Below are 19203 nucleotides of genomic sequence, written 5' to 3'. Positions count from 1 at the left end.
GGAAATATCTGGCATTGACGAGAATACGGGACATCAGGGGAGAGGGGTACGATTCCCGATGCCCCTCACACAGAGTAACCGGACGGCGGCGTCGTCACAGGACCGCGACCGGGGTGACGGGTGAGCCGGTCCCGCCCGGGACGTTCAACGGCGCCACGACGAGCATGAATTCATGCCGCCCCGCCTCGGCGGTCGCGGCGGAGAGCGCCTCCAGGTCGAGGTTGTCCAGCAGCGGCACCCCCATCGCGGCCACGGCCAGGGCGTGAACCGGGGAGTGAACGCCGTCCACCGGTGAGGGCCGCACATCGCTGTCGCCGTCTCCTCCCAGCATCGCGACACCGCGTTCGGCCAGCAGCGGTACGGCGTCCACGTGGAGGCCCGCGCTCGCCGTGTCGGGGTCCCAGGCGCCGAGTTCCCTACGCCGGCGGACCTGTCCGGATCGCAGCAGCAACGCGTCGCCCTCGCCGATCGTCACATCGAGCGCCTGCTCCGCCGCGATGATGTCCTTCGCGTGGACAGCCAGTCCCGGCTCCAGCCAACGGACCTGCTGGACGGCCGGGAGGTCGAGGAGCACCCCCTTCGTGACGAGGGGGCCGAGCATCGACACCGCTCCGAAGCGGGCGCCGGCGGCGTCGACGACCTCGCTCGCCGTCCGGCCGTCGTAGAGCCGCCCCTGATAGGCGATGTGGCTCAGTGCGTCGAGATGGGTGACACCCTTGCCGTGGTAGTCGGCAGCGATGAAGTCCTTGTGGGTGGAGGGTTCGGGGGCTTCCACCTCGCCCAGATCGGTCATGTGGTGCAGGGCCGGTCTGCGGTTGTCGGGGCCGGGCCGGGTGTTCCAGGGCAGCGCCATCGGGACGACGGTCCCGGACCGCACCAAGGCCGTGGCCCGCCGCACATGCTCCGAGGTCACCCGGTTCCATGCGCCACGGTCGGCCGGGACCCACCGCCCCCAGGTGCGAACCGCTTCGAAGAGTGCGTCGAACTGCTCCCGGGACACGGCGGGACCATTGCCGGAGGGGGCGGGCTCGGGGTCCGGGACCTGGGCGAAAGCCGAGCTCATCTGTCCTCACCGATCCCTCCGGGGCCGGCCGCTCGACGCGGCGGAGTCCTTCGAGAGCGCCCTGCCCGAGCATCCATGCGGTCACCGCGTCGGCCACCGCTAACAGCCGGGCGCGCGCATCCTCGCCTGACTACCGATTGTCGGCGAACGCGCAGTTCCTCGCGAACTCCGACCCTGTCGGGACGACGACAGAGGACGGCGGAGGAGCGCCGTCTCGCGCCGGGGCAGCCACGGGTGGGGGAGTGCTGCCGAGCCGCTCTGCCCGCCGCGCTCAGGTGCGCGCGCCGGGGTGCGGGCGCAGTCTGGCCGCCTGTCGTGTGCCGGGGCGCGCCGACGCCGTTGCGTACCCGTGCGGCGGGCAGTGCTGCCGGATCACTTGATGGATGGGTTTGCTTGCCGAGGGGCCGGGCGGGCGGCAGCTCACCTCCAGCATGGGAGCAGCGGCCTGGTCGTTTCTCGTGTGCGCGCCGGAGATGTCTCCTGCCCGGCCACGAGGACCATGCCGGCCATCGCCCATGCAGGCAGTACGGCACCTGGCCACTCCTGGCAGACCTACGACACCTCGCCTGCGGTGGCGGTCAGCGAACGGTGAAGGGATGACGATGAGCACTGCCAGCGCGGCAGCCACACGCGGTCCGCCGGCAAGCATGCCCGGTTCCTCGTCGACACCACCGGTGACGGGCGCGTCGACATCGTCGGCTGCCACGACGACGGCGTCTGGATCTCGCTCCAGGACGAGGACGGCACGTTCGCCGAGCCTCTGTACGTCCTCGACGACTTCGGCGTCGACCAGGGTGGACAACGGTCGAGGAGCACCCCCGTTTCCTGCTCGCGACCACCGGCGGCGGAGCTGCGGACATCGTCGGCTTCGGCCCGCAGGGCGTGGTCGTCGCACGCGGACGCGGCGACGGCACGTTCGAACCCTCCCAGCTCGTCCTGAACGACTTCGGACACGCACAGGGGTGGACGGGCTCACGGCACCTGCGCTTCCTCGCGGACGTCACCGGCGACGGCAACCCCGACATCGTCGGCTTCGGCGACGAGGGCGTGTGGGTCTCACACAACCGGGGTGGCGGACGCTTCGGCCACGCCCAGCTGGTGTGCCGCGGGTTCGGCCACGACGACGACGCCGGCGCCTGGCGGGTCGACCGTCACCCCCGCTTCCTGGCCGACGTCACCGGTGACGGGCGCGTCGACATCGTCGGCTTCGGCGGCCCCGGCGTGTACGTCGCGCGCAACCTCCACCGCCGCTTCCGCACGCGATGACCCCCTTGAGGCGCGGCACCGAGGGGCGCCCGCCTCCTGTGCTCGGCGTCAGGTCGCCTCCCGGCCCCCCGGTGTCGGGCCCGCGGCTATCGAGAAGGCGAGCACGAGACCGTCGCTCGCGGCGTACGCGGAAGTGAGCGCCACCCCGTGGGGCAGCCCGGTGAGGGGCACGGTGCGAGGTTCGAGCTCGTCCCGCAGTCCGGTGGCGGCCGGCAGAGCGGCGAGGTCGTCGACCGTCACACCGCGGCCGAGGACGTTCACCGTCCTGGGCGTGAGGGTGAAGGCGTCCGGTGTCGTGGACAGCTCGGCCCGCACACTCACCGGCAGTCCCAGACGGCCGACGCTGCCGTAGAGAATCAGGTCACCGTCCTGGCCGCCGGCTGTCAGCCCGTCACCGAGTGCGCCCAGTCGCCGGGTGACCTGGTCGTAGCCGACGGTGGCGGTCCCCGTGCCGCCCGCGCTGACACCGTCCGTCGTGACGTCCTTCAAGTGGATGCTCACGTCCATCACTGCGTGCTGACGGTGCACGCCGTGGGCGCTCACCTGTACGTCCCCGACCTCTCCCCCGAGAGTGCGCAGCCCCGCGAGCGGGGTGGTGAGACGGGCCTGCACCGGCCCCTCCGGCTTCAGCCTGCGCGACGCCTGGGCGGCGATCCGGTCCTCGGCCCGGTGTTCGACCAGGAGGTCGGTCGCGAAGACGAGGGTGGTCAGGGCCACGCCCGTCGCGACGAGAAGGCGCATCGTCTTGCGGCGGTCAGATGTCACTCGGCTCACTGGCTTCCGATCGGTAGGTGGGGTCGCGGAGTCAGGCGTGCAGGCGGGGGAGTACGCGGTCGAGCCGGCGGGGTATCCACCAGTTGGCCCGGCCCATCAGGAACATGGCGGACGGCACCAGGACCAGGCGCACCATGGTGGCGTCGAGGATCACGCTGATCGCCAGTCCGAGGGCGAACATCTTCACGACCACGGTCGGCGACGCGGTGAAGGAGAGGAACACCGCCGTCATGATGAACGCGGCGGCGGAGATCACGCGGGCGGTGGCGGACAGTCCCTCTCCCACCGCGAGCCGGTTGTCGCCCGTGCGGTGCCAGGCCTCGGCGATGCGGGAGAGAAGGAAGATCTCGTAGTCCATCGACAGGCCGAAGACGATCGCGAACATCATCATGGGGACGTACGACTCGATGGGCACGGGCTCCGACAGCCCCAGCAGCGAGTCGCCCCAGCCCCACTGGAAGCACGCGACGAGCACACCGTAGGACGCGGCCGTGGTGAAGAGGTTGAGAACGACGGCCTTGAGGGGGATCACGACGCTGCGGAACACCGTCATCAGCAGCAGGAACGCCAGGATCAGCACGGTGGCGACGATGACCGGCAGCCTGTCGGCGACCGTGTCGCGGAAGTCGGCCTGCCCGGCCACGGGGCCGGTGAGGTAGGCGTGGGCGCCCGTGCCGTGGAGCGTCCTGGGCAGGGTTTGCCCGGAGAGGGTGTCGAGCAGGGCGCCGGTCGCGGCGTCCTGCGGGCCCGTGGCCGGGATGACGGTGGTGAGGAGGATCTTCTTGTCGGTGCTGGCCTTGAGGGGGGAGAAGGACGCGACACCGTGAGTGTCCGTCAAGGCTGCTCTCACGTCGGCGGAGACGCGGGCGACGGGCGTGCGCGCGCCGCTGACGTCGATCACGGTGACGACCGGGCCGTTCGCTCCCGCACCGAAGCCCGGCCCGTCGGCCTGCGTGATCCAGTCGTACGCGGTCCGAGTGCTGCTTCCGGGTCGGTCCGCGCCCGCGTCGACGTGACCGAGGCGCATCGACAGCATCGGCGCGGAGCAGACGCCGAGGACGGCGAGACCGGCGACCAGGAACGTCCACGGACGTCGGGAGACGAGGTGCGCGTAGCGTCGCCAGCCGTCGTGCGTCCCGCCGCTCTCGGCGACGGGACGGCGCAGCCGGAGCCGATCGATACGCCTGCCGACCAGGCCCAGGGCCGCCGGGACCAGGGTGACGGCGGCGCCGGCGGTGACGACGACGGCGAGGGTGCCCGCCAGCCCGATCTTGCCGATGAAGTTCAGCCCTGACGCGTACAGGCTCAGCATGGCGACGGCCACGGTCGCGCCGGCGATGAGGACGGCGCGCCCGCTGGTGTGCGCCGTACGGGCCGCGGCGTCGATCGGATCGCGCCCGTCGACGAGGTCCTGACGGAAGCGCGTCGTCAGGAAGAGGGCGTAGTCGACGCCCACGCCCAGGCCGATCATGCCGGCGAGGGTCATCGACGAGGTGGCGAAGGAGAGAACGGCCGCGACGAGGCCCACCAGGCTGAGCCCGACGCCCACGCTGATCAGTGCGGTGACCAACGGCAGCAGCGCGGCGAGGACACTGCCGAAGGCCAGCAGGAGGATGACGAGGGCGGTGGCGAGGCCCACGCCCTCGCTCAGCCTGTCGTCGGCCGGTTCCCGGACCACCTGTTCGAGGTCACCGCCGTAGGCGACGCCGAGTCCGGCCGCGCGGGCCGGCCCTGTGGCGGTGTCGAGCCGCTCGGTGTAGCCGTGGCCCAGGTTCTTCAGCTGCACGTCGAAGGAGACGGTGGTGTACGCCGTCCGCCCGTCGTCACTGGTCACGGGAGGGGAGGCGGCGGTGACGTGCGGCAGGCCGCGCAGGTCGGCCAGGGTCAGGTCGACGGCCGAGCGCCGGTCGGCCACGGTGCCGGTGCCGGCGTGGAAGACGATCTTTCCGTTGGGCCGGCCCGCCTGGGGCATGGAGGCGGCGAGGAGTTCGGCGCCCCGGTCGGAGGCGGTTCCGGGCAGGTCGACCTGGTCGCTGAAGGTGGGCGAGGCGAGATGCCGCCCCATCAGGGAGGCCATGAGGATCAGCAGCCAGCCGGCGATGACCGCGGCCGGATGCCGGGCGCAGAAGCCGCCGAGCCGGCCGAGTGCGCTGGACAGCGGAGCGCGGTCGTCCGGTGATCCCGTGTCGGTGGACGAGGCCGTCGGCGCCGAGGGGTGTTGTGCGGGTCGGGGCACGGTGGCCTCCCAGGGAGGGGTCGTCAACGAGGCGCACACTAGAGCAGAAGTGGCATGCGTGACAATTGTCAGTCGTGCCACTTTCTCTGCGGCGTCCAGCATCCGCACAGCTCAGCGGGGCGCCGGGCGTCGATTGACAGGCGCGACACCATGGCCGAGGCTTCGATGCATGCCGAGTGAGATCACCCCCGCCGGACTGCGTGAACGCAAGAAGGAGGAGACGCGACGCCTCCTGCTGGAAGGGGCCGCCCGGCTGTTCAAGGAGCGCGGGTTCGAGGACACCACCGTCGCGGACATCGCCGCCCACGCGAACGTGTCCGTCCGTACGTTCTTTCGCTACTTCGAGAGCAAGGAAGCGCTGCTGCTGCCCGACGGCCTCGAGGTCTTCACCTACGTCGAGAACGCGCTGGAGCGCCGTCCGGCGGACGAGGAGCCGCTGGACGCGGTGTGCAACGCCCTGCTGGAAGCGGTCAAGCCGTTCACCGCGTCCACCCTGACCGCGCTCAGCCACCCGCTGGAAGGCCTCGAGAACGTCATCACGTCCCGCCTCGTGCAGGCCTTCTCCGACTTCGAGGAGCGGCTGACCGCCCTCGTCCGGCGCAGACTGCCTCCGGACACGCCGGACGCCGACCTCAAGGCGGCAGTGATCGCCTGCGCCGCGCTGTCCGCGGTGCGTGCGGTGCTGCGGACGCGACGCGCGCGCCGCGCGTCCGGCATCACGGACGACGGCCCCGCGCCGTTGCCGCAGGCCTTCGGCATCCTGCGGGAGATCGGCTCTCACGACCGGTCGTGAGCAACCTCAGGCCCTCGGGCCCATGAGGAACCGGTGCGGTGGGCTCGGCACAAGGCCGGGCCCACCGGGTACGCGGTCGTGCGTCGCGGTCGGACTCGTGAGACGCCGTCAGCGCTGCAGTGTCAGCAGACCGGGACGGTAGGGCAGGAGGCCGTAGTCGCCGCCGGAGTCGGGGCTGCGTCCCTGGTAGAGCAACTGCAGCCGGCAGGGGTCGACGGTCATGGTCTGATCGGGGCCGGTGCGGATCAGTTCGCCGTGGCTGATGTCGTTGGTCCACGTGGCGCCGCTGTTGGCCTTGCCGGCGAAGGGATTGCCCTCGGTCGCGGCCTGGGGTGTCCAGGAGCCGTTCAGACTGGTGGCCGTGAACGACCGGAAGTAGCGGCCCCGCGCGCCGATCGCCTCGACGATCATGAGGTAGCGGTTCTGGCCCTGCAGCTTGTAGACCTGCGGGGCTTCGAACAGGTTGTTCGTCGTGTCGCTCATGACCACGGTCGAGGTGGAGCCGAAGCTGCCCGGGAAGTTCCCGATCGGCATACTGGCCCGATAGACCTTGCCGTTGTCACCGGCGAAGAACAGGTACATGTTCGTCCCGTCACCGATGAGCGTCTGGTCGATGGGCCCCGTTCCGGACCCGCCGATGCTGCCGGAGAAGAGCACCTGCTGAGACGACCAGCCATTCGGGTTGGTGGGGTCGCTCGACGTCCGGTAGGAGAAGGCGGTCCCGCCCCACTGGTAGGCGAGCACCCAGATGTTCTTCGGCGCGAAATAGAAGAGCGTGGGCGCGACGGTGGACGTCGACATCGTGTTCTGCCCGGCCGAGGCCATGTCCGACCAGTTGGTGAACAGGCCGAAGTTCATCGACCCCCAACGCGTCCCGGTGTCGTGCGTCGTCGCATAGACGAGCTGCCTGCCGTTGTAGGGGACGACGGTGAAGTCCTTGAGCGACACCCACCCCGACTTGGGCTGCGCCAGCGCGCCCGTCGATGCCCAGCGGTATGCCGACGGGAGATCGCACGGGCCTGGGGTGTCGGCGCCGACCCTGACGAGCTGCCACTGCTGGTTGGCGCCGCCCCAGTCGTCGTACTGGACGACGTTGGCGTTGTCGGCGGTGGAGGCGCCCTGCACTTCGAGGGCCTTGCTGCTGTGGCGCGAGACGATCCTCAGATAGCCGTCCGAGCTGTCGGCCAGCCGCCACTGCTGGTTGGTGGCGTTCAGGTCGGCCCACTGGACGATCGAGCCCCCGTTCGCGGTGGACCAGTTGTAGACGTCCAGCACTTTGCCCGAGTGGCGGGACTTGATGCGGTAGTAGCCGCCCCCGGAATCGACGAACTGCCACTGCTGCTGGTTCTGATCGGTCCTGGTCCACTGGGTGATGCGGGCGCCGTCGTTGGTCGCCATGTCGGAGACGGCCAAGGCCTTGCCGCTGTTGCGGTTGACCAGCACATACGAGGCGTTGGGGTCTATGGTCGCCGCGCCGGCGGGCTGGGCGCCGAGGAAGGTGGTCACGAGCAGCAAGGGTGCGAGGATGGCGAGTAATCGTCTCGGACTGACCGGGGACGGGTGGCGGAACCGCATCAAGGGCCTCCTTCGGGGGCGGGGGTGAGGTGACCCCGAACCGCTGAGGGAACGTGCCGAGGCAGGGACACTCTCGAAACGTTTCGAATGATTCCCGGAAGCTCTGACGCCACAAGCTAGGAATGCGGGGCCCTCTGGTCAAGGCCTGTCACCGATCTGTCCACAAACAGCGCCTCCCCTTCGGGCTTGACGGGCTGTCACGCCGTCCGGAAGCGCCCCCGAACTCTCCGTTCAGCTCGCCGTGGGTCGCCTTCCAGTTGACGTGATCCCCGAAAGTTTCGTGGCGAGATCGGAAATTTCTGTGCGGCGAGTATTGACGATGCATCGCGGATACCTCAATCTCCCTGTCTGAGAAACCGGTCATGGTCCGAGATTCGAACCGGCTCAGGGGAATCTGTGCTGCACAGCGGATCCACGCGCAGCCGCACGACAGATTCGCGCACGGAAGCACCTGGGCCACCCCGTCACGTTCCGGTGAGCTTCGCGCGAGCGCATCCGGGCTCTTCGCGCTGTGGGAGAGCCCGGTCCCACGGCCGCGGTGTCCGGTACTTCGCGTGCGGCCGGGGCTCCGGCCGGCCCCGCCCGTTCGGCGAGTGGGAGCCGGCGGGGCACCCCCTGCGCGTCAGCCCTTCCGGGATTTCTACCTTGGAGGAACGATCATGGGCTCGCACGCCCTTCCCCAACCCGTTGTCCGTCAGAAGACCCGCGGTCTGCTGCTGACGCCGCTCGTCGGCGTTCTCAGTGCGGTCGCCACACTCGTCGCACTGCCGACCGCACACGCCGCCGAGACCACGCTCGGTGCCGCGGCGGCGCAGAGCGGCCGCTACTTCGGCACCGCCATCGCCTCGGGCAGGCTGGGCGACTCGGCGTACACGACGATCGCAGGCCGTGAGTTCAACTCGGTGACGGCCGAGAACGAGATGAAGATCGACGCCACCGAACCGCAGCGGGGCCAGTTCAACTTCACCGCCGGTGACCGCGTCTACAACTGGGCGGTGCAGAACGGCAAGCAGGTGCGCGGGCACACCCTGGCCTGGCATTCCCAGCAGCCCGGCTGGATGCAGAGCCTCAGCGGCAGCACACTGCGCCAGGCGATGATCGGCCACATCAACGGCGTGATGGCCCACTACAAGGGCAAGATCGTCCAGTGGGACGTCGTGAACGAGGCCTTCGCCGACGGCAGTTCGGGAGCCCGGCGCGACTCCAACCTGCAACGCACCGGCAACGACTGGATCGAGGTCGCCTTCCGCAGCGCGCGCGCCGCCGACCCGGCCGCCAAGCTCTGCTACAACGACTACAACATCGAGAACTGGACCTGGGCCAAGACGCAGGCCGTGTACGCCATGGTCCGAGACTTCAAGCAGCGCGGCGTGCCGATCGACTGCGTCGGCTTCCAGTCGCACTTCAACAACGACAGCCCCTACAACAGCAACTTCCGCACCACACTGCAAAGCTTCGCCGCCCTCGGCGTCGACGTCGCCATCACCGAACTCGACATCCAGGGAGCCTCGGGCACGACCTACGCCAACGTCACCAACGACTGTCTGGCTGTCCCGCGCTGCCTCGGTATCACCGTCTGGGGTGTGCGCGACAGCGACTCCTGGCGACCGGAGCACACGCCGTTGCTGTTCAACCGCGACGGCAGCAAGAAGCCCGCCTACACCGCCGTCCTCAACGCACTCAACGGCGGCACTTCCACGCCGCCTTCGGATTCCCGGCCGATCAAGGGCGTCGGCTCGGGCCGCTGCCTGGACGTGCCCGGCACCAGCACCACCGACGGTACCCAGCTCCAGCTGTGGGACTGCCACAACGGCACCAACCAGCAGTGGACGTACACCGCCGCCGGCGAGCTCAGGGTCTACGGCAACAAGTGCCTGGACGCCGCCGGCACCGGCAACGGCACCAAAGTCCAGATCTACGGCTGCTGGGGCGGCGACAACCAGAAGTGGCGCCTCAACTCCGACGGAACCATCGCCGGCGTCCAGTCCGGCCTCTGCCTCGACACCGCAGCGGGCGGCACCGCCAACGGCACCCTGATCCAGCTCTCCTCATGCTCGAACAGCAGCAGCCAACGCTGGACCCGCACCTGAGGCGTCCCACCGCGGTGGGCCGCGCACCGCGAACCACCGGCCTTCGGTAGGGGGCAGAGCGGGCCCGAGACCTTGAAGCCCGGGCTGCTGCTCGTGCGCGGACGCGCTCCGCGCGTCACCACGGCCGCAGTGAGCTGCGCACTGCGGCCGTGGTGATCAGCGAGTCTTGCTGCGCAACAGGCCTCAGCAGATCTCGAACCAGAGCGAGGCAGGGAAATGCCCCTCCCCGGCCAGGAGACCGTCACGATGCGGAGCCGGCCGGTAGTCCGGGAAGACCGCCCGCATATGGTCGGTCCTCTCATAGTGCAGGTGGGACATGCACGCGAGGATCCGGGCACGGCTGTTGTTCGCCAGGAAAGCCCGCACGAGCGAGGTCTCCGCCCAGTGCAACACGCTGTCCAGCAGGTCACATTGATAGTCGTACGGCAGGTAGATGTCATGCACGTGGACGATGACGCCCGGTGCGAGACGCGGGAAGACCTCCAGAACGAGGAAGTTCACGTCCGAACCAGGCTTCACCACGTGGGACGAGTCCACGAACAGCACATCACCTGCGGTCAGGGAGGTGAACGCCGTCAGGTCGACGGTCTGGACCGGTACGCGGTGCAGACGAACGCGGGCGTCCTGGGACAGCCAGTCGCGCGGGTACGGTTCGATGCAGGTCACCGTGCCCGGATGGCCGTCCTTGGCGTTGCGGGCGAGTGCCTGCAGTGCGATATGCGTGGAAACTCCGCTGCCCACTTCGAGGTACTGGCGGGGGGACAGCGAGCGCAGAATCCCGTGCAGGGCCTGCGCCTCGATATAGCCATATCCCGGGCCGAGGTCGCCCGACTCCTCGAACACCCTGTTGCCGCGGTACTCATCGACGAACGGCTTACATGTCTTCTCGAGCCAGGCCATCTGTTCATCGAGGTCGATGTGCAGGCCCGGAAGACTGGAAGGGGTACGCCACACCTCACGTGTTTCCGCCAGACCGCGCAGGTCCGGAGCGGAGGAATAGTAATGACGTGGCGCGACAAGGATTCCCAGCCGGGAGAAGGCCTTGTTCGCAACGACCGCCTGACGCTTGGCGGCGCGCTTGATCTGCTGCCGAATGCTCATTGACATCTGACTTTTCCCCATGGGCGTCAAACTAAGCGATGCTGCATTCGGCAACGTCGGACACGCCGAGGTCCAATCAGGTGAAGGATGAGCCGCGCCGAGCAGCTCGGCCACCTGCCGGGTACTGCGCCTGCGCCCTGGCCGGAGAGCGCATCCGCCCCGGGGGACGTCGGCATGGGGCGCGGGAACGCGCCCTGCACCGCCTTGTGGAGTTCCGCGCGGCATCCCCGGTGCTGACGCCGAGCCGGAAACCTGAAGGCACGGTCTTGCCGCCGGCGTCGTAGGGCAGGGCCGCGAAATGTCGACGATAACTGACACCACTACGGACCGGGTGATTCCACTTCGACGCCTTGACGATGGGCCGGGCGGCTATTCCAATGGGGGTGCTCGCCGACGTCGGTTGATCCACAATGGGATGCATGAGTGCCATTCAACCGCAGCCGCAATTCACCATATTCGTCCACCTCACGGCCTTGCCGGCGTGGCTCGCGCTGGGGCGTCCCGAGCGTCAGCAGATCATCGCCGATCATGTGCAGCCGTTGCTGGACAAGCACGACGCCGTCCAGGTCCGGTGGTTCGACGCCGAAGCATGGGCCGCCGCTCCGTCCGACGTCCTGGTCGCGACGACGAACGACCTGACCTCGTGGTCCGATCTGTTCGAGGGTCTTCGCGACAGCCCTCTGTGGAGCGTGCCCTACTTCCGGGTGGAGCTGGTCCTCCCGACGGTCGAGGACGGCTTCGCCGATTACGAGCGTCGAACCGGCCAGCGCGGCTGAGCCGTCTTTGTATCGCTTCGACTGGATGGGGCCCTTCCTCGGCGCCGTGATCACGGCCGACCTTCGGGCGGTGTCAAGGTCGTTCGTCCTCGGCTTGGCCTGCGGGCGCCTCCACCGTGACACCTCCCGCGGTCGACGAATGCGGCGACTGCCGAGGAAGGGTCGGGTGCGAGCTCAACTCGCGGCGTCCTGCTCGTCCGCGGCCTCGACCGGCTCGTCGACGAGTCTGGCGGCGAGTGTGGGCCGGCACCTCGCGCACCATCCGCGCACCGGGCGAACGGCTGGCCGAAGTGCTACCGGCCCCCGCCGGACCGCAGGTCAGGCGTAGCTGACGATGACCAGCAGGGCTGTGCACTCGGCGAGGACCTGGACGGCGAGTGCCGCCCGCCGGATCCGCACGTCCGGCGCGGCCACAGCGATGAGCAGCGCCACGGCACCGATCCCGGCCCCCCAGTCGAACAGCCACCCCGGCAACCCGGAGGCACACTGCTCCCCGTACGTCACACAGCGCGATGCCCGCTCCGACGCCAGCGTCAGGACGCCGGCGGCCGCGGCCGCCGGCAGGAACAGGAGGGCGGCCAGGGCGGCCCAAAGCCGGGTGAAATCCCGTGAGGGTGTCACCGGGGCCGGGGGAGCGGACGAGGATGCGTTCATGCCCCAAGCCAACCCGGGCGGCCGGCCCCCGAGCACCGTCCGCATACTCAGATCGCCGGGGCCACGTACTCAACCGGCGGACGGCCACTCTTCAGGCCGAAGTGCCCACAAGCTCAATCCCTTCGCCCGCGGCGCAGGTCGTTGAGGGTTTCCCCGAACTCGCGTTTCAGGGCCCTGCCGAGGTGTTTGGTGTCGTGTACTCCCCATCGTGCCGCGATCGCGGCTGTGGAGATGTCCGCGGAGGCGGGGTCGAGAAGGTCTCGGCGGATCCGTGACAGACGCTCATGTCGGACCCACGCGGCGAAGGTCAGGTCACTGCCTTTGAAGAGCGCATGAAGGTACCGGACCGAGATGTGGTGCTGGCGCGCGACTCGTTCCGCACTGAGACGGGAGTCGCCAAGGTGGGCCAGTGTGTGGGCGCGAATACGGTCGACGAGATCGCTGGCGACCGGAGCCCGCTCGGGGGTGGTGTCGGCGAAAGCGGTGAGGAGGAGTGCGGTGAGCGCGTCGGCCAGATACGTACGTGCCACACCCTGGCAGGGCAGGTCCTCGCCCACTGCGGACAGAGCGTGGCCGATGAGTCCGCCGATCCCGCCCTGAGTCGGTATGGGGAGCGCCGTGCGCAGGCTTATGGAGTTCGCGTGCCTGCCAAGACTTGCCCGGGGAACGCAGAGCACGGTCATGTCACTGGAGCCGGCACCGATGAGCCGGTAAGGCCGGGTGTTGTCGCAGGCGAACACTTCTCCTGGTTCCACCTTCGTGATCCGGTCACCCTGGATCGCCGTGACCACGCCTTGGTGGTGCAGAGTGAAATGCATCCACTCCACGTCGCTGGAGGTGATGCTGTGGTTGTCCCGCGTCACCGTCGCAGCGGAGGCCTGGACACGGGCGACGACCACGGGGCCGACGGCGGTGTGGTCCACCACGGCTTCGAAACCCAGCGGGCCTGGATCGGTCACCCGCAACGGGGCGAACAAGGCCGAGGCGACTGCCTCGAACGACTCGGTTCCTCTTAAGCGGGAACCCTTGCGGTCTGTCATGCCGATTCGCCCCCATCCCCCTGTTTGCGCGGAAACCTTACCGCCGCATCGTGCACCGTGCACGAACTGGGGAGTCACCGTGCGCGCGTTGGTGCTTCCGGGGCACTGATCACGCCTACGGTCAGGGAAGTCAGTTCTGCGCAGTGATGATTCAGCAGGTGTGTCATCTGCAACAACCCGTGGTGTGTCGTCAAGTAGGGCTGTTGAGCCCTGACTTCAGCGCAGTGAACGAATTCCACAGCAAGGAGGAACCGCGAACATGAAGCAACGGAGATGGCTGCAGCGCATTGTCATGCTGCTCACCGTTCTGGCGGGGATCATCACATTCGGCTACAGCACTGCACAGGCGTCGGACACGTGCAAAGACATCGGCAACGGACGACTGTGCGTGGCCATTACTCCTGTCAATGCACAAGGCGCTGTCCAGGTCATCTACACGAAGACCGGCGGGCCTATAGTCTATGGACGTCTCGGGTGGAACACGAAGACTGCGGGTGGCTTCGGTTCACCGGACATCTACATGTGGGCCGGCCACACTTATTACCACACCTGGCCCACGTGGGTAGGCCCGGGATACGTACAGGGCGTCCTCTGGACGGCGGATCGGCGCTTTGCGACCGACTTCGTGAAGGTCGTCTGACGAAGGTCGGCGCCCTCGACGAGCGCGGCCAACGCGGCGAGCATGGCGGCCGCGCTCTCGGGATCACCAGGCCCCAGGCGGGCCCCGGCAAGGTGTGAGCCTGCCGTAGTCAGAGCGCCGCGGCCTCGAGCACGAGCTTGCCGGTGGTCGTGCCCGACTCGATGCGGCGGTGGGCCTCGGCGGCCTGCTCCAGAGGCAGGGTGTCAACCTGCACCAGCAGTTCCCCCTTCGCTGCGGCCGCCACCGCGCGGCGCAGTGCCCGGCCCGCCTCCCGGGGGAAGGCGGCGGAGAAGGCGGCCAGGTTGAAGCCGGAGACGGTCTTGTTGGTGAACCACAGTTCGTTGGCCGCGATGCCGACGTCCTCGGCGTCCGAGGCGTTGCCCATCACCACCAGGCGCCCCATCGGGGCCAGCCGGTCCAGGCTCGCTCGGCGGGCCGGGCCGCCGACCATGTCCACCACGATGTCGAACTCGCCGGCGTCGGCGATCCGGTCCCGCAGGATCACCTCGTCGTAGCCGAAGCTCCGGGCGGTTTCGATCTTGGCTTCGCTGCCGACGGTGCCGACCACACGACCGGAACCCAACATCCGCGCGACCTGCCCGAGTTGGCTTCCCACGCCGCCGGCCGCCGCATGGACCAGAACGCTTGCCCCGGGCTCGATCCGGGCCACCCGGTCGAGTACGAGGAACGCGGTGGTGCTGTTGGACGGCAGCGCCGCGGCGACACCCATCCCGATGCCCAGGCCGTCCAGCGGCGCGACCAGGTCCGCGGAGGTGACCACCACCTCGGCGTATCCACCACTGCCGAGATCGTGAGCGCGGCCACCGGCTGCCCGACAGCCAGATCCTCGACGCCCTCGCCGACGGCTCGGATCCGCCCGGCCACCTCGATGCCGGGCACGAAGGGCAGCGGCACGTCGACCACGCCGCGCCGGTAGAGGACCTCGGCAAAGTTCGCGCCCGCGTAGGCCACGTCGATGGCGACCTGGCCCGGCCCGGGCTCGGGGATCGTCACGGTGTCGACGCGGAGCACCTCGGCTTCGCCGAACTCGGGGATGGTCACTGCCTTCATCTGCGCGCTGCTGTTGTTCATGTCACCGATACTGCGGGCACAGCGGCACGGCGGGCAGTGCCCGTTCATCCTGGGTGTGGCACCACCACGTTGGGCTGGTCCATCAACGTCTCCAGTCGCTGCCGGGTGCCGGTGCCGGGCCGCGGATTGTGCAGGATCAGATGGTGCCCGGGCTGCTCGGGCAGCGGCAACAGCGTGGCATCGAAGATCATCGTCCCGGCCTCGGGGTGGTCGACCGCCTTCACCGCGCTGGTGTGCTCGGCCACGTCGTGGCGTGCCCACAACTCGGCGAATTCGGGGCTGACCGCGGCGAGGTCGGCGGCGATGCGGCCGAACTCCGGATCGTCCGGGTAGCGTGCCGCGTCGGCCCTGAAGGCAGCGGCCACATCAGGAGCGGTGTCGGCCCAGTGCCGGTGCAGCACCCGGTGACGGACGTTGGTGAAGAAGGAGACCAGGCAGTTGTGGTCGCTTTCGCGGTAGCCGAACACCACACGCGCCGCGTCGTTGACCGCGGTGAAATTCCAGTGGCGGTCGCGGATGTAGCCGGGCCGCGGCGACCAGGCGTCCAGCAGCCGCTGCGCCTCGGGCGAGGGCGCCGCCGAAGGCGCAGAGGAAGCCTGCGGCGGATTGAGCCCGGCCAGACGGTACAAGTGGGCGTGCTCGGCGGAGTCCAACAACAGCACCCGGGCGATCGCGTCGAGAACCTGGTCGGACACCTTGATGTCGCGGCCCTGCTCCAGCCACGTGTACCAGGACACGCCGACGCCTGCCAGCACCGCGACCTCCTCGCGCCGCAGGCCCGGCGTGCGCCGTCGGCCACCGTCGGGCATGCCGACATCGGCAGGCGAGACCCGGGCTCGGCGGCTGCGCAGGAACTCCCGCAACTCGGTGCGACGATCATCGCGGGACAGGGACGAGTGAGCACTGGCCATGAGGCCAACCTTAGGCAACGTCCGCGCACGACAAGGCTGTTCCACTGAGAGGCCACGGCTGATGCCTCGTCCAGGGCGCGCTTTCAGGAATGCTCGTCAGCTTGGCCCTCAAGGGACCGCTCTTTGAGAACCCCGAAAAGGGCCGAGGCGACGAGGGCGACAGCGCCGTCCTCGTCGTGGGCCAGTTGGCCAAGGACCTCCTGCGCGGTGGTCCCCGCGATCTCGACCAGAGCCTGGGTAAGACGGATCCGCGTCGCGGAGTCCGCGGTGGGCGCGGCCAGTTCGTCGACCAAGGCGGTCATGATCCGGTCCGTGCACCCGGGGTCCAGGGACAGCATTCCCAGAACCTCCGCCGCGTCCACGTCGTTGGCGCCCTCCACCACCATGCTGATGAGTGTGGGCACAGCCGCGGCCACGCCCTGTCTGCCCAGAGCCAGAGCAGCGTGCCTGCGCACCGTGGGGTCCGGGTCCCCGAGGGCGTCCGTGAGCACCGCCGTAGCACCCGGAGCCTCGGGAATCTCGGCGATCGCCAGCACCGCGCGCCGCCGGATGCCGACGTCCTCGGAGTGCATGCCGGCATGCAGCGTCGCCACGCCGTCGCCGCCCGATCGGGCGAGCGCCCAGCGCAGGGCGCCTGCGACGTGCGGGTCGGATTCGGTCAGGACTGCCCCGGCCAGTAGTTCGGCCGGTACCGGCGCGTCCTCCGGCCGGGAGAGAACGGCCCGCTGTCTGTGCGCGGCGCTGGTCGAGTTGAGTTGCCGCATGAGTTCGACGATGCGCAGCACTCCCTGCCAGTCGGTGGGCGCCGACGCGTCGATCGCCCGGAGCCGCTCGAGCAGCTCCTGTTCTCGCGCCAGCCGGTCCTCCGTCTGCCGGACGAGGTCGCTGACCAAGTCGGACGGCGTGAAGGCCGGGTCCTCCAGCGCGCGCCCGACCTGCTTGAGCGAGAGCCCGAGGGACCGCAGGCTCTCCACGTGGAAGATCCTGCGGACGTCCTCGGCGGAGTACTCGCGGTAGCCACCGACAGTGCGGCCCGTGGGCCGCACCAACCCCAAGGCGTCGTAGTGCCGGAGCATCCGGGTGCTCACCCCGGAGCGGCGGGCCACATCGCCGATCAGCAATGCGCGTCCTCCGAAGCCTCTGCAGCCTTCGCGGCCTCCATCGGCTCGGCAGGCTCGGTGCCTGCCGGCACAGCCGCGGCGGCGGCAGCTCGTTTCGGGCCGAGTGCGACGACGCGCTTAGCCTCGTCGAGGGCCGCGTCGAAACCGGTCTCCGGGTTCTGCCGGAGCAGCTCGGTGGCGCGGGCGTGCGCGGCCACCGCCGGGTCGGAACTCTCCGCGGCCCTCTCCAGGGCGGGCTCGATCACGTCACCGAGGTCGACCAAGGCCCGGCTCAGACTCAGCTGCACATCTCGGTCGCCACGGCCGAGCTGCAGGACCAGTTCGTCGCCCAAACCCTTCTCCTCGCCCACGGGCACGAGGGCGACCGCGACGCGCCACGCAGTCCGCGCGACCTCGTCGTCGGCGTCCCGCAGCATGCCGCGGGTGATCCAGTTCCACGTGCCCTTGTCCCCGATCTTGGAGAGTGTGTGCAGCGCCTGGCTGCGGGCCTGGGTACGCTCGGAGGCGAGCTCCTGGCGGATCCGGGGCAGGGTGATCTCCGGCGGGAGACGGGTCAGCGCCCAGGACAGCATGTCCCGTACGAAGAAGTCCGGTTCGACGGCGCACCGCTCGACGAGCGTCTCAAGGAACACAGGGTCAGGGTTCGAGCCGACTGCCATGGCCGCCTGAAGCCGAACCGACGAGTCCTCGGCGCCCAGGGCGTTGATCACACGGCTGTTCTGCGGGGTTACATCGATCGCGCTGATCGGGACCACCTCCTGCGCCCAAGTGAAAACCTTGTCACCGTGTCAAGGTCAAGTTCGTGCCCGGCCATCGGGAGCTCCCCTTGTCACGAGATCCTCTCAGGCCCGCCAGCTTGAGGCGGAGCTCGGCAGACGGAAGCTCACGCTGACGGGTGTTACGAACGGTGGAACTCCTGCGGATCTCGGTCGAGTTCCACCGCGCGTATGGCCGCCCCGACCACTTCATCCGTGTCGCCGACCGTGCCGCCTACGAAGCCCTCTTCCTGGACGAACGGTTCAACAACCTGGCGCACCGCCCCGCGCACTACCCGTCGCTGTGATTCACTCAGCAGCCAGACGGTCAGCGGCGGGCCGGCGTCGGTGACGGCAAGCCAGACAGTCGGCGGCGAGCCGGTGGGTGAGCACCTTTAGGGAGAGGGTGTGTCGCAGCAGGCCTCGGCGCAGTGTGAGGGTTCACGGACGGGATTCACGTCGGCGGCTCGCGCGGTGCGGATCTCGGCGGCGGGGACCCGCTTCAGGAAGGGGCACCCCTTCGAACGCCCCGAGGTCACCGCAGCGCGAACAACCCCCTGATCCGTAATGACAGTTACTCACGAGAAGGCAGCCCGGCATGACCGACAAGTACGACGTCAAGCGCGAGCTCAAGAAGTGCTACTCGCCCAAGAACACTGACTGGGAGCTCGTCGACATCCCCGAGCTCCGTTTCCTCGCCATCGACGGGCACGGCGACCCGAACACCAGCGCCGCGTACAGCCGCGCGGTCGAGGCGCTCTACGCGGTCGCCTATACCGTCAAGTTCGCGAGCAAAGGCGCCCTCGGCAAGGACTTCGTCGTGGGTCCACTTGAGGGGCTGTGGTGGGCGGACGACATGGACGACTTCCTGGCCAGGCTGAAGGACAACTGGCGATGGAGACTGCTCATCAACGTCCCCGACTGGATCACCGGCGACATGATCGAAGACGCCAAGCACACCGCCCTGACCAAGAAGAACCTTCCGGCCATTCCGAACGTCCGGTCAGAGACCTTGCGCGAGGGCACCAGCGCCCAGGTCCTCCACATCGGCCCTTACGACGACGAGACGCCGATCCTGACCAGGCTGCACCACGAGTACCTACCCGCCAACAACCTGCGGGAGACGGGGCTGCACCACGAGATCTACCTCAGCGATCCACGCAGGACCGACCCCGCCAAGCTCAGGACGATCCTGCGGCAACCCGTAGAAGCGCAATCCGGTTGAGTGAGCGAGGTCGGAGAACTGCGCTCGACGCACGACCGGAGGAGAGCGCCAGGCCGGCGCTTTCCTCAATCAGCACGGGCGACATCCACAC

The 19203-nt window shown here is 68.9% G+C and carries 17 protein-coding genes and 2 pseudogenes; 7 read left to right on the top strand and 12 right to left on the bottom strand.

From position 1 onward, the window contains the following. Positions 1-94: 94 nt before the first annotated feature. Positions 95-1063: a cyclase family protein gene (locus tag ACIRS4_RS00415; protein ID WP_404187797.1), complete on the bottom strand. Its 969-nt coding sequence runs from the start codon at positions 1061-1063 to the stop codon at positions 95-97. A gap of 640 nt (positions 1064-1703) precedes the next feature. Between ACIRS4_RS00415 and ACIRS4_RS00410 the strand changes: the two are divergent. Continuing rightward, positions 1704-2329, top strand: a pseudogene (locus tag ACIRS4_RS00410) (FG-GAP repeat domain-containing protein); the annotation flags it as partial. A 48-nt stretch (positions 2330-2377) separates the two neighbouring features. On the opposite strand, the gene ACIRS4_RS00405 reads toward ACIRS4_RS00410, so the two are convergent. Together ACIRS4_RS00405 and ACIRS4_RS00400 are read right to left on the bottom strand one after the other, a co-directional pair. Beyond that, positions 2378-3094, bottom strand: coding sequence for a DUF2993 domain-containing protein (locus ACIRS4_RS00405; RefSeq protein WP_404187794.1), 717 nt, complete (start codon positions 3092-3094; stop codon positions 2378-2380). 40 nt (positions 3095-3134) lie between these two features. Beyond that, positions 3135-5339: an MMPL family transporter gene (locus tag ACIRS4_RS00400; protein WP_404187791.1), complete on the bottom strand. Its 2205-nt coding sequence runs from the start codon at positions 5337-5339 to the stop codon at positions 3135-3137. Between the two features lie 169 nt (positions 5340-5508). Between ACIRS4_RS00400 and ACIRS4_RS00395 the strand changes: the two genes are divergently transcribed. Continuing rightward, a complete protein-coding gene (locus ACIRS4_RS00395; RefSeq protein WP_404187788.1) occupies positions 5509-6132 on the top strand; it encodes a TetR/AcrR family transcriptional regulator in 624 nt (207 codons plus the stop codon). 108 nt (positions 6133-6240) lie between these two features. Here the strand turns inward: ACIRS4_RS00395 and ACIRS4_RS00390 are convergent, their stop codons facing one another. Next, positions 6241-7707 carry a non-reducing end alpha-L-arabinofuranosidase family hydrolase gene (locus ACIRS4_RS00390; protein ID WP_404187786.1) on the bottom strand — a complete coding sequence of 489 codons (1467 nt, stop codon included), beginning with the start codon at positions 7705-7707 and terminating at the stop codon, positions 6241-6243. Between the two features lie 659 nt (positions 7708-8366). Between ACIRS4_RS00390 and ACIRS4_RS00385 the strand changes: the two genes are divergently transcribed. Continuing rightward, complete coding sequence (locus ACIRS4_RS00385) at positions 8367-9797, top strand: endo-1,4-beta-xylanase (RefSeq protein WP_404187783.1); 1431 nt, start codon at positions 8367-8369, stop codon at positions 9795-9797. Positions 9798-9980: 183 nt separating this feature from the next. Here the strand turns inward: ACIRS4_RS00385 and ACIRS4_RS00380 are convergent, their stop codons facing one another. Next, positions 9981-10898 carry a class I SAM-dependent methyltransferase gene (locus ACIRS4_RS00380; RefSeq protein ID WP_404187780.1) on the bottom strand — a complete coding sequence of 306 codons (918 nt, stop codon included), beginning with the start codon at positions 10896-10898 and terminating at the stop codon, positions 9981-9983. Between the two features lie 419 nt (positions 10899-11317). On the opposite strand from ACIRS4_RS00380, the gene ACIRS4_RS00375 reads away from it, so the two are divergent. Further along, positions 11318-11674, top strand: coding sequence for a darcynin family protein (locus ACIRS4_RS00375; protein WP_404187778.1), 357 nt, complete (start codon positions 11318-11320; stop codon positions 11672-11674). A gap of 318 nt (positions 11675-11992) precedes the next feature. Here the strand turns inward: ACIRS4_RS00375 and ACIRS4_RS00370 are convergent, their stop codons facing one another. Both ACIRS4_RS00370 and ACIRS4_RS00365 read right to left on the bottom strand, forming a co-directional pair. Continuing rightward, entirely contained in the window at positions 11993-12328 is a 336-nt protein-coding gene (locus tag ACIRS4_RS00370; RefSeq protein ID WP_404187775.1) for a hypothetical protein, read from the bottom strand. Positions 12329-12441: 113 nt separating this feature from the next. Further along, entirely contained in the window at positions 12442-13368 is a 927-nt protein-coding gene (locus tag ACIRS4_RS00365; protein ID WP_404187773.1) for a helix-turn-helix domain-containing protein, read from the bottom strand. Positions 13369-13627: 259 nt separating this feature from the next. Here ACIRS4_RS00365 and ACIRS4_RS00360 point away from each other — a divergent pair, with 259 nt between their 5' ends. After that, positions 13628-14008, top strand: a complete 381-nt coding sequence (locus ACIRS4_RS00360; protein ID WP_404187771.1) for a hypothetical protein — start codon at positions 13628-13630, stop codon at positions 14006-14008. 109 nt (positions 14009-14117) lie between these two features. Here the strand turns inward: ACIRS4_RS00360 and ACIRS4_RS00355 are convergent, their stop codons facing one another. From ACIRS4_RS00355 to ACIRS4_RS00335, 5 genes and pseudogenes are all read right to left on the bottom strand, one after another. Further along, on the bottom strand, positions 14118-14792 hold the full coding sequence (locus ACIRS4_RS00355; protein WP_404187769.1) for a zinc-binding alcohol dehydrogenase family protein: 675 nt from the start codon (positions 14790-14792) through the stop codon (positions 14118-14120). 95 nt (positions 14793-14887) lie between these two features. After that, positions 14888-15079, bottom strand: a pseudogene (locus ACIRS4_RS00350) (NADPH:quinone reductase); the annotation flags it as partial. Positions 15080-15144: 65 nt separating this feature from the next. Then, the gene (locus tag ACIRS4_RS00345; protein ID WP_404187766.1) at positions 15145-16011 is read right to left on the bottom strand and encodes a helix-turn-helix transcriptional regulator; all 867 of its coding nucleotides are present in this window, start codon (positions 16009-16011) and stop codon (positions 15145-15147) included. An 83-nt stretch (positions 16012-16094) separates the two neighbouring features. Continuing rightward, the gene (locus ACIRS4_RS00340) at positions 16095-17132 is read right to left on the bottom strand and encodes a HEAT repeat domain-containing protein (RefSeq protein WP_404187764.1); all 1038 of its coding nucleotides are present in this window, start codon (positions 17130-17132) and stop codon (positions 16095-16097) included. Then, the gene (locus tag ACIRS4_RS00335; RefSeq protein WP_404187762.1) at positions 17126-17764 is read right to left on the bottom strand and encodes a HEAT repeat domain-containing protein; all 639 of its coding nucleotides are present in this window, start codon (positions 17762-17764) and stop codon (positions 17126-17128) included. Before ACIRS4_RS00335 ends, ACIRS4_RS00340 begins: the two co-directional genes overlap by 7 nt. 263 nt (positions 17765-18027) lie before the next feature. On the opposite strand from ACIRS4_RS00335, the gene ACIRS4_RS00330 reads away from it, so the two are divergent. Next, positions 18028-18195 (top strand): hypothetical protein, encoded by a 168-nt coding sequence (locus tag ACIRS4_RS00330; protein WP_404187759.1) that lies wholly within the window; start codon positions 18028-18030, stop codon positions 18193-18195. Between the two features lie 290 nt (positions 18196-18485). Next, positions 18486-19112: a GyrI-like domain-containing protein gene (locus ACIRS4_RS00325; RefSeq protein WP_404187757.1), complete on the top strand. Its 627-nt coding sequence runs from the start codon at positions 18486-18488 to the stop codon at positions 19110-19112. Positions 19113-19203 lie beyond the last annotated feature (91 nt).

It is taken from the genome of Streptomyces sp. NPDC101166 (assembly GCF_044768125.1).
GTDB lineage: Bacteria > Actinomycetota > Actinomycetes > Streptomycetales > Streptomycetaceae > Streptomyces.
Note: the sequence above shows the minus strand (reverse complement) of the source record. Positions and strands in the feature narration are given on the sequence as shown.